Raw genomic sequence first — 15,160 nt, forward strand, 5'->3', positions numbered from 1 at the left:
ATAGGGATCTAAATGCCGCAATTAATTTATCGCGTCTGGCTAAGGCGTGTAAGTCTACTGAGGGATAACCGCTCCCATGCTCCCATTGAAGTAGAAAGTAAAGTCTAGTTTTGTCTAGGTTTTATATAGCAGTCAATAAACAATAGATAAAACAATAGTTGACATTATTGATATTTTGTTGTTTGATGTGGATCTGTATTAATTATTGGATGTTTCTCAACCATAGAGTTTTTAAATAGTTTTCAGTAGTTGAAGAAAATTCAAATTTGGATTCAAAACCTATCCACACCAAATTACGATAGAGTACGGAATATAAACTGCTGATAACTAAATATTAAATTCCTGCACCATCTAAAAATTCTTGTATGGTTTTGTCTCTGATATTACAAGCGGGTGCTTGATAATATCCTTGATGTTTTAATTGTTCATCTAAGATATCCATAGCAGTGACTAAAACAGGAGTTTTACTATTTGACCGTATATCTTTAAGCTCTTGAAGTTGCGCTTCTAAGGCTTCAATACGATCTACTAAAGTGCGGATGACTTGAGCTTCAGAGTCAGGTAAATTATTATGTTCTAGGGGAGCAACACGCACTCCAGAACGGTGAATAATGCGGCCAGGAATACCAACTACTGTACAACTCGAAGGTACGTCTCGCAAAACTACTGAACCCGCACCAATGCGGACATTATCACCTATTTGAATGTTTCCTAAAACTTTTGCACCTGCGCCAACCACGACATTTTCCCCTAAAGTGGGGTGACGTTTACCACTTTCTTTACCAGTACCTCCAAGAGTGACACCTTGATAGATAAGCGCGTAGTCACCAACTATGGCGGTTTCACCAATAACTACACCCATACCATGATCAATAAATACACCTTTACCAATAACTGCGCCGGGGTGAATTTCTATACCTGTGAAAAAGCGGGCGATATGAGAAATTAAGCGGGGTATGAAAGGAATACCAATTTTCCGCAATGAGTGAGCCAGTCTATGGAAGAGGAGAGCTTGTAAGCCAGGATAACAGAATAATACTTCTAACCAATTACGGGCGGCTGGATCACGTTCAAAAATGATGCGGAAGTCTGTTTTAAGTGTAGATAGCATCGAGATAGTAACCTTGTTAGGTAAAACGAGTTACACTTTTAATTTTATCGCAAGTTGGTAAGAATAGGAGTCAGGAGTTCAAGGAGTCAGTAGGGGTAAAACAGTGCTAAACCCTTTCACGAGTCAGAATAAACAATTTTCTCGCTGCTCCTTGCTTGCTACTCACTTTGTTTTACAGTTAAAGTATTGTATTTGAGTACCTGTCAAATCAATTGTACCTACCCAGATCCGATAAGTGCCTTTTTTCCATTGGCGATCGCTTACACTAGGATCTGCAATTTTACCATTATCATCACCACAGCCAATAGTTTCCTAATCTGGATGTTGCACAAATAATACAGTAACAGTATCTGCTTTGTGATGTGAGATCCTCGAATATTTTCTAATTTGAGGATCGCTGTTTTTAATCATTAAAATGGAACAATAGGCCACCTTTGAGTATTTCTGGTGTGCTACTATAACTGCTTATGGTAAACGATCGCAAATTTTCAAATAGTGGTTTACCTAACACTTCTAAAAATTTGAGTATAGGTAATTCTTGTTCTAGTATATCTTGACTTTTTTGCCAATCAATATAAATATATCCTTGGTTAGAAGCAGGTAACATTTTCATACTTTTGATAAATTCCTGATTTTCTAGTAGGGTTTTTTTGTCTTTACTAGTAACTTGACTTGTGATTTTTTGCAGTGTTTTTAAGTCAGAAGTGAAAATTTCATAATTATCTATTGTGGTATGTAAACCTCTAATATTTGTATTTACATTAGTAGATTCATCTTGGTTATTTGTAGCAGTCAGTTCATCCCATACAGAAATTTTTTGTTGTCCTAAATTTAACGAATTTACATTTAAACCTAGATCATTAGCAATTTCATTTAACCTAGTAATTCCTAATGATAGCTGGGGATTTTTTTCTACTACAAATATCCAGGAATTTGGTAATAATGCGATCGCATATTCACCGGATATTGCTGGAAATATATCTTGATCAAAATTTACTTGCAATGCTGTTTGAATTTTTTGTAAAGATGGTAAAAAACTAGCAGTAATATTTTCCTTATCTCCATAAATACTAGTTATTAATTCCTGGGATAATTGAGAGATATCGCTCTTACCTAAATTACTTAAATTGCTACTTTTAATCACTAATTTTGCTGTTTCAGGAATATATTTTAATATTGCTGATGATGAAGAATTAGCTAAAGATGCAGAAGTTATATTTACTTTCTTTGTATTTCTCACAAATGTACTTTCTGCTAATAAACTTTGATTATTTATTACTAAAGATAGTAATTCATGATCGTAATTTCCATGATATTCTAAACCTTGTAATTTGGCTAAATTTGGTAAGTTGAAAAAAGCGATCGCTAAAGCATTTTCAGGTAGCTCTTTAATAGACTTTTGATATGCTAAATAACTAGCTAAATTCAAATCCGATACCTGTAAATTATTAATAGCTTCTTTAATTACTCTTACATCATTAGCCAATAACAGAAAATCATTAACCACAGCACCAGCTAAAGGTTTTTTAATCTTCACTGGTAGTGATGTTTCAGGAGTATCATAAATTACTTTTATTCCCTTATAATGAGCAATTTCTAAATTTGTTCCTGATAAAGCTCTTTGGGAAAATAGTAACTCCAAAAATTCCCGACTTCTATCTACTTTTGCAGTGGATATAGCCATTAAATAACCTGGTTGTAAGCCATTTTCAGGATTACGATCTAAGTCTATATTGGTAATAGACAAGGTAATTTCATCATTTAACCAAGACTGAATATCTTGGAGATAGTCTATATTATTTTCTGGGAAAATTAATTTTTTAATTTGCGAAAATTCTGCGATTTTTGTTGATTTCTGAAAATCATCATAGTTTCCTAATAAAGATACTGTTGCTGGTGCTAATTTTGATATAAATATAGCTGCACTAGGTTGTGATTTATTAACCACTATATTAATTGAATTTTTGGGAAAAACGTAAAATCCAATAATACTAATAACTAACACTACGATAATACATCCTAATAAACGAAAAACAAAATTTTCACTCTTCTCTTGGTTTTTGTTTTGACTTTTTAGCTGATTATTTGATTGTTTTTTCATTTGACTTTTTTACTTCCACTTTATCATCTCAAATTATGATTTTTATTTTACTATTAATGTAAGCTATTTATAAAAGTAGCAACAGAAAATAAATTTATCCCTATTATATACTAGGGTGTATTATGTGTAAATAGCAACTTATTATCAGCGATAATAAATACATTTATAAGTAATTAAATGTAGATAACCGCAGATGATTTTGTACTTGATTAGATGAAAAAATGTTGCTACTTTAGGCAAACAATCCTATAATTTTGACAATATTTCCATTCTATTTACATTCACAATAAAGTTGATGACTTCTCAAACCTTCTCTCAAATTAGCGTCACCGAATTAGCTGAATACTTAAAAACAAATGATGGTACAATTCAACTGATAGATGTGCGTGAACCTCAAGAATTGGCACTATCACGTTTACCAGGTTTTGTCAATCTTCCCTTGAGTGAATTTTCTCAATGGAGTGAAAACATATTTACTCAGTTTGATATGAATGCAGAAACGTTTGTTCTATGTCATCATGGAATGCGTTCTGCTCAAATGTGTCAATGGTTAGTAGATCAAGGATTTACCAAGGTAAAAAATATTATAGGTGGAATATCAGAATATTCTATTAGAGTAGATCCGACAATTCCTCAGTATTAGAGTTGTCAATTTTTAATCAATTCTTAATTGTTATGACTACTTATAATTACTTTTCATTTTGTTAATTATATATGGCGATCGCTACGCTAGGCTATCAGCGATGTAACGGAATGAAAAGGTTATTTTGTAGTAAAACTTACAACAAATTTTCTCATCAATGAGATAGAATCTTAGATAAGTTAGATAACATAGGAATTAACCCTATTTTATCATTCATTATTGGATAATTTTTCTTTAGCTGTGTGAGTATCAATAAGTACATAATATTTCCCCAGCTAGGAAGTTGTAAACGAACCTAAATGTAGTATAAATAATTTATAATCTGGGATTAATTAATAATTAACCTTTTTGTGGTGTAAACCACGAATTTTTAACAACCTTTAATAAACCTTTGAAAAAAATTTGTCGTCAGCACAAACATAACCTATGCAAGTCCAGTTAACTAATCGCCAACAACATATACTTTGGGCAACTATACGTCATTACATTGCTACTGCTGAACCTGTAGGCTCTAAAGCTCTAATTGAAGAATTTGATTTAGGTATTAGCTCTGCTACTATACGTAACGTGATGGGAATGTTAGAAAAATCGGGTTTATTGTATCAACCCCATACTTCTGCGGGTAGGATTCCCTCTGATTCAGGTTATCGTATTTATGTAGATCAATTAATTACGCCATCAGATATTTTAGCGAAAGAAGTAGAAGCGACATTACAACAGCGTTTACACTGGGAAGATTGGAGTTTGGAAGCATTGTTGCAAGGTGCAGCACAAATTCTAGCTACTTTAAGTGGTTGTATTACATTAATTACGATGCCACAACTAAATACAGCGAAATTGCGCCATTTGCAATTAGTTCAAATGGAACCAGGCAAAATCATGTTAATTATGGTGACAGATAATTATGAGACATATTCTAAACTAATGGATGTATGTCTGATATCCTCAGAAGAGGAATTAGAAGCAGAGGTAATTGATCATCAATTACAGATAGTTTCTAACTTTTTGAATAGTCAATTAAAAGGACAAAGTTTATTAGAATTAGCGGCGATTGATTGGAGTAAAATAGATCAAGAATTTCAAATTTATGGAGAATTTTTAAAGAATTCTTTGGTAGAATTAACTCGTCGAGCGATCGCTCCCACAACAACACAAATGATGGTACGTGGAGTCGGGGAAGTTTTAAGAAAACCGGAATTTTCCCAAGTTCAACAAGTACAAAATATCATGCAATTGCTAGAAGAAGAACAGGAACAATTATGGAGATTAATTTTTGCAAGTTCAGAAATAGAAGATAGCAGTAAACTAAAAGTTACAGTAAGAATTGGTGCAGAAAACCCTCTAGAACCTCTAAAAAGTTATAGTTTAATATCCTCTAATTATCGTCGGGGATCTATACCTGTGGGAAGTGTGGGAGTTTTGGGACCAACTAGGTTAGACTATGAAAATGCGATCGCTCTAGTTGCAGCAGCAGCAGATTATCTTTCAGAAGCGTTTAGTTAGCTGTTATTAATTAGCTATTAGCACCCCATACCCTTTGAGAATATATGTTAAGAAAAATTACATTTGGTGTATTATGGATAGGATTTATTTCCTATGCTTTTGTATTTGCACCTCCTGAAGATCCCCATACCTTCGAGTTAATTAAAAACCTGTCCACTGGAAACTGGCAAAATATTAATCCCATCATTATTGCCTTATTTAATATTATGGGAATTTGGCCATTTATCTACAGTACAATAGTGTTTATTGATGGTAGAAATCAAAAAATTCCTGCTTGGCCATTTGCTACAGCGTCCTTTGCTTTAGGTGCATTTGCATTATTACCCTATTTAGCATTGAGATCAGAAAATCGAGAATTTACAGGTCAAAAAAATCTGTTTTTAACAATACTTGATTCTCGCATTTTGGCTATTTTATTAACATTAACATCCCTAGGAACATTAAGTTTAGCATTTTCAGGAGACTGGAGTAATTTTTGGCAACAATGGCACAACAATAGATTTATTCATGTCATGACTTTAGATTTTATCATGTTGAGTCTCTTATTTCCTACATTAGTAACAGATGATCTGGCAAAAAGAGACTTTAAAAATAAAGAAATGACACAAAAAATCATTTCTCAATTGTCATTAATTCCCTTTGTTGGAGCTTTAATATATTTGTGTTTGCGTCCACAAATAACGTCCAGCAAATAACATTACATTTACTTTAACCTACTTTAACCAAGGACGGGTAATTTGTTCTAACTGCATTAACTCATCATCCGTCATTGTCCAACCTAAAGCGCCAACGTTTTGTTGAACCTGTGCAGCATTTTTTACTCCAGCAATGGGAATAACATTACCTTGAGCAATTAACCAGTTTAAAGCAACTTGGGCAGGAGTGCGTTGATATCTTTCACCAATTGCTTGCAATAATGATAACACTGGAGAAATCTTTTGTAATCCATCTTGACTAAATCGCGGATCTATGCTCCTTGCTCCCGTAGGTTTGTCGGATGCGGTATATTTACCTGTTAATAATCCCTGAGCCAAAGGACTGTAGGCTAAAATTGTTACATTTAAATCACGGGCTTTTTGGAAAATACCATTACTTTCAATTTGTCTAGTAAGTAAAGAATAACGGACTTGGTTCACAGCTAAAGGTATTCCTCTAGCCTGTAATATCTGATATACTTCTTCCATTTGTGATGCCGAATAATTACTGACACCAATTGCACCTATGCGTCCTTTTTGGACTTCATCAGCCAAAGTATTCATTAATGTTTCTTGACTAAGAAAAAACGCAAACGGCCAATGAACTTGATATAATTCAACTCTTTCAACTTGTAAACGTTGCAAACTAGCTGTTAATGCTTCAGAAACAGAATTGCCATCCCAACGCCAAGGTAATGGTCCAAACTTAGTAGCAATTTGCACATTTTGGGATGTTTGTTTCATAAACTTTCCTAAAAATTGTTCAGAAAGTCCTAACCCATAAACTTCCGCAGTGTCAAAAAAAGTTACTCCAGCATCTAAAGCCTTAGTAAAAGCTGCGTATAGTTCGTTTTCTCCGTAATTATCGCCATAATTCCAGAATAGTTTATCACCCCAAGCCCATGTTCCTAAACAAAGTTGGTTAACAGTAATGCCGTTTTTTCCCAGAGTAGTAGTTTGCACAGTGGTAAGATTTTAGTGTAATAGATAGTAGTTGAGCTTTAGCTTTAATAGTAGCGATTCGACCAGATTTATCTTGCTTTTGCGATAAAGATAGTCCTTCCTCATCAAATATATTATAACAGGTTTTTTTGATGTTCAGATCCCAAGAAATCGGGTATATTTTAACTGATAAAACTTGTACCTGGTATACTACCTTTTAGTTTTTAAGAATCATCAAGTATAAACTTATGAATCAAGTTATGAATCAAGTATATCCAGTTATTTGGCAGAATAATTCTGTATTATTAATTGATCAAACTCGCTTACCTAATGAATATACATTAGTTGAGATTAATCGTAGTGAGGATATGGCAGAAGCAATTAAAAATATGATTGTTAGAGGTGCGCCAGCAATAGGTGTAGCAGCAGGATATGGAATTTATTTAGGTGCAAGAGAAATAGAGACAAGCGATCGCTCACAATTTCTGGTTAAACTAGAAGAAACCGCTAAATTACTGCGTGCTACCCGTCCAACTGCGGTAAACTTATTTTGGGCAATTAGTAGAATGTTAAAAACTGCCTACGAGACAGTAGGGAAAGTATCAGAGATTCAACAAGCACTCTTAGCCACCGCCCAAGCCATACACGCCGAAGATATTAAAACCTGTAAAGCCATCGGAGATCACGGTTTAGCAGCATTACCAAGCAAACCAGATAAATTAATTATTCTTACCCATTGTAACGCCGGAGCTTTAGCAACCGCAGGATATGGTACAGCATTAGGGGTAGTGCGTTCCGCTTGGAGTGCTGGAAGATTAGCTAGAGTATATGCAGATGAAACTAGACCGCGTTTACAAGGGGCAAAACTGACAGCGTGGGAATGTGTCCAGGAACGAATACCAGTCACTCTTATTACTGATAATATGGCTGCTCACTGTATGAAGCAGGGTTTGATAGATGCTGTAGTTGTAGGTGCAGATCGTATTGCAGCTAATGGTGATACAGCGAATAAGATTGGTACTTATAGTTTAGCTATAGTTGCTAAAGCCCATAATATTCCGTTTTTTGTGGCTGCACCTTTATCCACAGTTGATTTTGAACTCACAGAAGGTAGTCAGATACCCATAGAAGAGCGTCATCCTGGCGAAATTTATCAAGTTGGTGATACTATTTTGACACCGCCGGGCGTGGAATTTTATAATCCGGCTTTTGATGTGACACCAGCAGCATTAATTACTGCTATTATTACTGAGAATGGGGCTTTTGCTCCCCAGGAGTTGTATAAGGCGAATGGAGGTAACAATAACTAACTACACCTCGCACAGACTAAAAATCTAGGTTGGGTAGAACTAAGTGAAACCCAACCCACAATTAGTTATACTGTAACCATTTCCTGTACTAAATTAGGTGGTGCTGGATCAAAATGTAAAACCATAATTTGTTCTGGACGCAACCCAACAGATTGATATGTTTGTCCATTACTATCACTAAATTCTACTTCAAACGCAGCACCATCAGCTAATAATTCAACTATTGTACCAACTTGACCACGTAACAAGTTATATTCAGGTAAGTCAACTGTTAATGCTACTACGTCTAGTAGATCGAGTGCAGTAATTTTACTCATTTTCTATAATCTCCATGTATTTTTATACTAAAGGATAACAGGAAGTTAAGCTGGGAATTTCAGAACCAGATTTAATAATCCAACCAGTGCGAATAGTTGCAGTTCTATTGTGCCATTCCAGAGTAAAGTCTAGTGTGTAGCGTTGTCCATATTCATCATACCTATTCAAACTAACTTCTTGAGTTTTTACTTTTTCTAAAATAATTTGGCGTAATTCCTCAGCATTTTCAGCAGTCATACCTAAAATGGATGAAAATTGTCCATTAAATAATTATTGTCCATTTTAAAGAATTACTGTCCAATTTTTATTCACCGCTAAAATCTTTACTCATGAATGGTTTTGGCGATTTTGCTTTTAATTATATCTTATCCTTATTTTTAAAGCAAATGATGTCACAAATATTGTAAAATATTAAATTAAATGATGACATAATTTTTAGAGGTGAGCTTATGCCCAAAAAGCCTATAAATAAAGCCTTTCCAGGATTCGAGACTGAAGAGGAGGATGGGGCGGAAGACAAAAACCTGCTTGTTAATGAAGATTCTCCAGAGTATCTCAAAAAGGTGGAATTGATTGATGCCATTCGTCAAGCACCTGACAAGGTAGCTCGTAAGAATGCGATCGCAGATGCAGCGAAAGCTCTGGGGAAAAGCACTAGAACTATTAAGCGCATGATCGAGAAAGTGGAACAGGTAGGAGTAGCCACTTTAGCTGTTGGACGTAAAGACAAAGGACAATATCGTATTTCTAAGGAGTGGCATGATTTTATTATTAGCCTTCATCAGTGGGGTAATAGAGAAGGTTCTCGGATCAATCACCATCAGATTTTTGGATATTTAAAAGCCTTGGCTTCACAAGGAGAGAAACTACGAGATAAGAAACATCATGAGAAATTTAAGGGATATTCTCAAGTAAGGGAAGACCTAATATTAGGTAAACACCCTTCTCATGTCACTGTTTATAAAGTGATCAACTCCTATTTAGAAGCTAAACATAAAAAAGTTCGTCATCCAGGTTCACCGATAGAAGGGCAAATTCTACAAACAACTGATGGTATTTTAGAAATCACCCACAGTAACCAAATTTGGCAAATAGACCATATTAAATTAGATATTTTGTTAGTTGACGAAGAAGACCATACAGTAATTGGTCGTCCATACATCACCTTGGTTATGGATAGTTATTCTGGTTGTGTCACAGGTTTTTATCTGGGTTTTGAAGCTGCTGGTTCTCATGAAGTCGGTTTAGCTCTGCGTCATGGAATTTTACCAAAGCATTATGGACAAGAGTACGAACTTGAAAAAACATGGGAGATTTGTGGAATACCTGAATATATAATGACAGACCGTGCGAAGGAATTTAAGTCTGAACATTTAAGACAAATTTCCTTACAGTTAGGTTTTATACGGCGGTTACGTGCTTTCCCATCAGCAGGTGGTTTAATTGAGTCTATTTTTGACAAAATTAATAAAGAAATTCTGTCTTTGTATGGTGGATACACTGGATCAAGTATTGAGGAACGTCCTCCTGAAGCTGAAAAAACTGCCTGTCTGACCCTGGATAAACTAGAGAAAATATTGGTGAAATATTTTGTAGATCACTATCATTGTGATGATTATCCAAGAGTAAAAAATCAAAAACGTATTGAGCGATGGAAATCTAGTTTTTTACTGGAAGAACCTGAACTTATTGATGAGCGTGAACTAGATATTTGTTTAATGAAAGTTGCCATACGCAATGTGGAAAAATATGGTTCTGTTAATTTTCAAGGTTGGGTGTATGAAGGAGATTGTTTATTAGATTATGAAGGTAAGCAAGTTTCTTTAAGATATGATAAGCGAAATATTACCACAGTTTTGGCTTACTCTCACCCTATCAATGGCGAACCTGGAAAGTTTATTGGTATTATCCAAGCTAAAAATTGCAAACGAGAAAGGATGTCTCTAGCCGAGTTAAATTATACCAAGAAAATATTGCGTGAATCTGGTAAATACGTGGATAATTCATCTATTTTAAACGAGCGGTTATCTAGATTTGAGGATGTTGAACAAAATCGCAAGGAGAGACGTAGACAACGTGTCACAAACGAACTTAGCCCATGCTGATCTAGAATTTAAGCAGCAGTCTAATACCAGTTCCCAACTAGTTGAGGAGTTACGGCGATCGCCATCCCATTCAATAACATCGGCTGAAGTTGAACGGATTGGTACAGCTAACACTTACCTTCCCTTAGACCGCGATACGGAATTGTTTGACTGTTATGTGCTGCGTGTTATGCAGAACAGCCATATCATAGATTGGAGTGGCAGTTTCAATCCACTGTGGGGTGCGAGTGCCACAAGCTGCGTTTGCTTTCAGAGTGTCCCTTTTGCAAAGAGCGTTTTCCTATTCCTGCTTTGTGGGAACAGGGAGAATGCAACAAGTGTCATGCGCCTTTTAGAAGTATGAAAAAGCGACAAAAATCTTACTAAGTAATGCTTTAATTAGGTTTTTCTCGCTGTAAGGTATAATGAAGTGCGCTCGCATCTCTGGATGAAGGTAAATCTGTGATTCCTGTGTGGTTAGATATTATTTATCAGGAGTTACAAAAAAATTAAAAGCTCAAATAAACCGAATTAGTGCATTTACTTGTATATAATAACGATAAGCTATTTAAGTATTTCATATCAGCTTATCTACCTGATTGAGAAAGATGAGAAGTAAAGTTAAAAAGGAGTCTTGTTAGTAATGAGAATTAATAGCTTAGATGATCTAGATAGACTGGAATCTAAAATAGGTCAGCATCTCAGAAAATTTAAACTAGGGGATATTTTACACTCTTTACATTCTAAACGAGAACAAATAGAGCCTTTTATAATAGCAGAATTAGCTTTATTTGCTATTAGATATTGCTCGCCAAGCAAGAAGAATATACAACTAAAAAAGAATATACGATCTGAACAATTAACATATTTATGTAAATTAGTTGGGCAATATCTCAGCACAGATCCTATTGCTTTGGATCAAACCCTAAAGGATGAATTCATTGAGTCTAATCCTATATTTCTGCTTTTCAGAATTGCAAATAAACAATTTCCATTTCGAGTTTACCCCTATAGCCAGTTTTCTAGACCAATATTAATATATTATGAAATTCCTGCTGCTTTAAATGTTAATCAAGAAATTCATAAATCTTTTGACATTATTCAGGAGTTTCAAAATCTTAATGGTGTATCTATTCCTGAGTTTACTAACTTTCTATTTGTACTACTGTCATATTTAAAAGTTTATTCGACTTTTTCTCTGGATGATATATTACGTCAGGCACGATCAAATGGAATTAATATACCTGACGATAAAGGTATATCTATTATCATGAGCCAATTGGCAGGAGATCAAAATAAGTTAATTAATCTTTATCGAAAACGGCAAACTAAAGACCGCCGATTTAAAATGTATGATTTAAGTCCTTTTTTTGAGTTGCCTGTAGTTTATCCTTGTACAAATAGAGGCTTTAACGATTTTGGTAATGATATTATAAGCTCGCCCATTCCTGATTTAATTGCCCAAAGAAACTCCATTGGGATATATTATCAGTTATTTAATAACTTTAAAACTAAATTTTCTACATACTTTGGTCATGTATTTGCAAAATATGTAGAGACAGTTTTGAAAAATTCTATCACTTCAGAAACGCTAATTGATATTGACCGTGAACTCGATGAATCTTATAAAGGAAAGAAACCAGATTATGCAATTATTGACGGCAGTTTAGTTATTCTTTTTGAATGTAAGGCAATTAAATTCAGAAAAGATGCTAAGACTATGGCTACTGAAGAAGAAATTAATAAGACTCTAAATGATGTCATAGATGGAATACAACAGATAGATGAATTTACAAAGAATTGTCAAGCTAACTTGCCAAATCTTCAAAAATTTGATAAATATAAAATTTTTAAGCCAGTATTAATAACTTTTGAAGATTTTTATCTAATTAATGATTATTTTTTTCGAGATTATATAAATAAATTTTTGAAAGAAAAAGGAGTTAGTTGCTTTGATTGGCAAATACTTTCAATAGGTGAACTAGAAGAGTTACAACCCCATCTATCACAAGGAATTCACTTATCTCAAGTTCTACAAGATTTAGAACAAAAAACATTTAATGATGTACTAGAAGACTTGACTGCAAAAACTCAAAAAACATATAAAGACTCTTTTCTCTATCCTAAGCAGGAAGAACTATATCAACGTCTTGGTATTCCCGACTAACAGGAGTAACACCGACAAACGACAACAAAATTCTTTTAACATCCATTTTTTAGAAAAAAATCGAAACCTAGTATGAACCCCGAAGACTTTCAAAATACTCCTACAGGTAGATTAGTACAAATAGAAGAAGGTAAAAATCCTTGTTATGCTTTTGTTCCTAATCCCCTACCACCAATAATTGAACTGGATATAGAAATTTGGCGTACTCTTTCAGATGCAGACCGCGCTTTAGGTGAACTTGCCGGATTAGGACGTACCATGCCAAATCCTACTTTACTTATACGTCCATTTATTCGTCGTGAAGCTGTTCTTTCTTCACGAATTGAAGGAACGCAAACAAATATAACTAATCTTTATGCTTATGAAACAGGACAACTCTCACTTCCTGGTGTTGTCCCTCCAGCACCCGAAGGAGATGCACAAGAAGTATTAAATTATGTGCGTACACTAGAGTACGGATTAGATAGACTTAGTAGCTTACCAATTTGTTTACGTTTTATATGCGAACTTCATGAACGCTTAGTAGATGGTGTGCGCGGCAAAAATGCGGCTCCCGGAGAATTTCGTCGTTATCAAAATTACATTGGTCAATCAGGATCTATTATCAACGATGCTCGATTTATTCCTCCTCCTGTACCCGAAATGCACCAATGCCTAAATGAACTAGAAAAATATTTACATGATAATTGTAATTATCCACCATTGATTCGAATAGGTTTAATTCATTATCAGTTTGAGAGCATTCATCCATTTATGGATGGTAATGGACGGATCGGAAGATTACTAATTTCACTACTTTTATTGAACTGGAATTTATTGCCATTACCCTTACTTTATCTCAGTGCTTACTTTGAGAGACATAGACAAAAATATTACGACTTTATGTTAGGCATCAGTAAGCATGGTAATTGGCGTGAGTGGCTGATATTTTTTCTACAAGGTGTCACAGAACAGTCAAAAGATGCGGTTATTCGGTCAAAAAAGTTACAAGATTTACAAATTCAATGGAGAAACGAATTAACTCAAGCCCGTGCCACTGCCTTATTGTTACGTCTTGCAGACAGCTTGTTTGAGTCACCTATTATTACTATTCCCCAAGCTCAGGAAATTCTGGAAGTTACATATCGATCCGCACAACAAAATGTTGAAAAACTTGTTAACGCTGGTATCTTGTTGCAGGTAAGTGAAGGTTCTTACGGTAAGGTATTTATTGCGCCACAAGTCTTACAAGTCATAGAGGAGTAAATATACTTAAATTATACTTTTTGCTTTAAAAATATAATTTTATCAAATAGAATTGTACTTGAATATCAATTCATGGAAAACCTTACGGTGGTTACTTTTTACTAGAAAATAGCAAGCGATTATCTACAATAAGCTACGCTAACGTTCTCAATATCCTAAATTTTCTTCTGATGTTATATCATTATATCATCTCCCCAAACGTAGTAAAACACCGATGACACCAGGCATCAACCCACAACGCTGGAACTTTAAACCTACGCCCCGCAATTAGGACACTCAGACAGCAAACTTAAATATTATGTGTTGTGCGATCGCGCCTATTCATCTAAAAATATCAACAGCAATCGAACTCAATAACTACTCAAGGGAGAACGGTTCAACTCATCCTTATATAATTTCCAATTGGGCATAAATTTATTCATCAAAGCCTCAAAGCGATCGCCATGATTCCTTTCTAGGAGGTGTACAATCTCATGTACCACTACATACTCTAAACATTGCTGATCCTTCTTCGCTAATTCGAGATTTAGCCAGATGCGTTTGGCTTCTATATTGCAAGTACCCCATTTGGTTTTCATCAGTTTTACCCCCCATTCGTTGACGGTAACGCCTATGTTCTTTTCCCACTTAGCGATCAATCGGGGAATTTCCTGTTTTAGCTGCTGTCTATACCAAGACATCAGTCGGTGTTGCCAATTTCCCAAATAGCGGTAATTTAGCTGGTGCTGGAATAACTGCACCACACGGTTTTGGGTTTGACGTTCTTTTGCACCGACTTGACTCATTATATTACCCTCATTGTCAGAATCACCGATTAATACGGATTAATGGATTACACGGATGGAATGGTGTAAATGGTGGAGTGGATGGGTTAGGGATCGGGTTTTGGGCTGTGTAGGTTTTTTGATGTGATCTTTTACCTGTAGGTATCAGGCTAAGATTTATCCTATGTATTACGTTTATTTATACATAAAAATCCAAGTAATAACATTTTACATATTTATTTCTGTGTAATCCTTTAATCTGTCTAATCTGTGATTC

At 34.8% G+C, this 15,160-nt stretch carries 13 protein-coding genes; 7 read left to right on the plus strand and 6 right to left on the minus strand.

Annotated features, from left to right (window positions below; genetic code table 11):
* Positions 1-334: 334 nt before the first annotated feature.
* Both cysE and H6F32_RS09325 read right to left on the minus strand, forming a co-directional pair.
* On the minus strand, positions 335-1,111 hold the full coding sequence (cysE, locus tag H6F32_RS09320) for a serine O-acetyltransferase (RefSeq protein ID WP_190369060.1): 777 nt from the start codon (positions 1,109-1,111) through the stop codon (positions 335-337).
* Positions 1,112-1,514: 403 nt separating this feature from the next.
* Complete coding sequence (locus H6F32_RS09325; RefSeq protein ID WP_190369061.1) at positions 1,515-3,212, minus strand: DUF3352 domain-containing protein; 1,698 nt, start codon at positions 3,210-3,212, stop codon at positions 1,515-1,517.
* Between the two features lie 295 nt (positions 3,213-3,507).
* On the opposite strand from H6F32_RS09325, the gene H6F32_RS09330 reads away from it, so the two are divergent.
* From H6F32_RS09330 to H6F32_RS09340, 3 genes are all read left to right on the plus strand, one after another.
* Positions 3,508-3,855, plus strand: coding sequence for a rhodanese-like domain-containing protein (locus H6F32_RS09330; protein ID WP_190369062.1), 348 nt, complete (start codon positions 3,508-3,510; stop codon positions 3,853-3,855).
* 426 nt (positions 3,856-4,281) lie between these two features.
* Complete coding sequence (gene hrcA, locus H6F32_RS09335; RefSeq protein WP_190369063.1) at positions 4,282-5,358, plus strand: heat-inducible transcriptional repressor HrcA; 1,077 nt, start codon at positions 4,282-4,284, stop codon at positions 5,356-5,358.
* A gap of 44 nt (positions 5,359-5,402) precedes the next feature.
* The gene (locus H6F32_RS09340; protein WP_190369064.1) at positions 5,403-6,053 is read left to right on the plus strand and encodes a DUF2834 domain-containing protein; all 651 of its coding nucleotides are present in this window, start codon (positions 5,403-5,405) and stop codon (positions 6,051-6,053) included.
* 18 nt (positions 6,054-6,071) lie between these two features.
* Here the strand turns inward: H6F32_RS09340 and H6F32_RS09345 are convergent, their stop codons facing one another.
* Complete coding sequence (locus tag H6F32_RS09345) at positions 6,072-7,016, minus strand: aldo/keto reductase (protein WP_190369065.1); 945 nt, start codon at positions 7,014-7,016, stop codon at positions 6,072-6,074.
* Between the two features lie 227 nt (positions 7,017-7,243).
* Here H6F32_RS09345 and mtnA point away from each other — a divergent pair, with 227 nt between their 5' ends.
* Positions 7,244-8,305, plus strand: a complete 1,062-nt coding sequence (gene mtnA / locus H6F32_RS09350) for an S-methyl-5-thioribose-1-phosphate isomerase (RefSeq protein WP_242031094.1) — start codon at positions 7,244-7,246, stop codon at positions 8,303-8,305.
* A 65-nt stretch (positions 8,306-8,370) separates the two neighbouring features.
* On the opposite strand, the gene H6F32_RS09355 is transcribed toward mtnA, so the two are convergent.
* Both H6F32_RS09355 and H6F32_RS09360 read right to left on the minus strand, forming a co-directional pair.
* Entirely contained in the window at positions 8,371-8,622 is a 252-nt protein-coding gene (locus tag H6F32_RS09355; protein WP_190369066.1) for a DUF4926 domain-containing protein, read from the minus strand.
* A gap of 22 nt (positions 8,623-8,644) precedes the next feature.
* Complete coding sequence (locus tag H6F32_RS09360; protein ID WP_395939591.1) at positions 8,645-8,869, minus strand: DUF6883 domain-containing protein; 225 nt, start codon at positions 8,867-8,869, stop codon at positions 8,645-8,647.
* A gap of 203 nt (positions 8,870-9,072) precedes the next feature.
* Here H6F32_RS09360 and H6F32_RS09365 point away from each other — a divergent pair, with 203 nt between their 5' ends.
* From H6F32_RS09365 to H6F32_RS09375, 3 genes are all read left to right on the plus strand, one after another.
* Entirely contained in the window at positions 9,073-10,728 is a 1,656-nt protein-coding gene (locus H6F32_RS09365) for a Mu transposase C-terminal domain-containing protein (protein WP_190369067.1), read from the plus strand.
* A gap of 622 nt (positions 10,729-11,350) precedes the next feature.
* A complete protein-coding gene (locus H6F32_RS09370) occupies positions 11,351-12,874 on the plus strand; it encodes a hypothetical protein (protein ID WP_190369068.1) in 1,524 nt (507 codons plus the stop codon).
* Positions 12,875-12,946: 72 nt separating this feature from the next.
* The gene (locus H6F32_RS09375; RefSeq protein WP_190369069.1) at positions 12,947-14,119 is read left to right on the plus strand and encodes a Fic family protein; all 1,173 of its coding nucleotides are present in this window, start codon (positions 12,947-12,949) and stop codon (positions 14,117-14,119) included.
* 350 nt (positions 14,120-14,469) lie between these two features.
* On the opposite strand, the gene H6F32_RS09380 is transcribed toward H6F32_RS09375, so the two are convergent.
* Positions 14,470-14,904: a M48 family metallopeptidase gene (locus H6F32_RS09380; protein WP_190369070.1), complete on the minus strand. Its 435-nt coding sequence runs from the start codon at positions 14,902-14,904 to the stop codon at positions 14,470-14,472.
* Positions 14,905-15,160 lie beyond the last annotated feature (256 nt).

It is taken from the genome of Anabaena sp. FACHB-1237 (assembly GCF_014696225.1).
Lineage (GTDB): Bacteria > Cyanobacteriota > Cyanobacteriia > Cyanobacteriales > Nostocaceae > FACHB-1237.

What these genes read in the sequence shown, in the direction of transcription:
- cysE (WP_190369060.1), bottom strand. Translation starts at nt 1,111, where the DNA reads ATGCTATCTACACTTAAAACAGACTTCCGCATCATTTTTGAACGTGAT.
- H6F32_RS09325 (WP_190369061.1), bottom strand. Translation starts at nt 3,212, where the DNA reads ATGAAAAAACAATCAAATAATCAGCTAAAAAGTCAAAACAAAAACCAA.
- H6F32_RS09330 (WP_190369062.1), top strand. Translation starts at nt 3,508, where the DNA reads ATGACTTCTCAAACCTTCTCTCAAATTAGCGTCACCGAATTAGCTGAA.
- hrcA (WP_190369063.1), top strand. Translation starts at nt 4,282, where the DNA reads ATGCAAGTCCAGTTAACTAATCGCCAACAACATATACTTTGGGCAACT.
- H6F32_RS09340 (WP_190369064.1), top strand. Translation starts at nt 5,403, where the DNA reads ATGTTAAGAAAAATTACATTTGGTGTATTATGGATAGGATTTATTTCC.
- mtnA (WP_242031094.1), top strand. Translation starts at nt 7,244, where the DNA reads ATGAATCAAGTTATGAATCAAGTATATCCAGTTATTTGGCAGAATAAT.
- H6F32_RS09355 (WP_190369066.1), bottom strand. Translation starts at nt 8,622, where the DNA reads ATGAGTAAAATTACTGCACTCGATCTACTAGACGTAGTAGCATTAACA.
- H6F32_RS09365 (WP_190369067.1), top strand. Translation starts at nt 9,073, where the DNA reads ATGCCCAAAAAGCCTATAAATAAAGCCTTTCCAGGATTCGAGACTGAA.
- H6F32_RS09370 (WP_190369068.1), top strand. Translation starts at nt 11,351, where the DNA reads ATGAGAATTAATAGCTTAGATGATCTAGATAGACTGGAATCTAAAATA.
- H6F32_RS09375 (WP_190369069.1), top strand. Translation starts at nt 12,947, where the DNA reads ATGAACCCCGAAGACTTTCAAAATACTCCTACAGGTAGATTAGTACAA.
- H6F32_RS09380 (WP_190369070.1), bottom strand. Translation starts at nt 14,904, where the DNA reads ATGAGTCAAGTCGGTGCAAAAGAACGTCAAACCCAAAACCGTGTGGTG.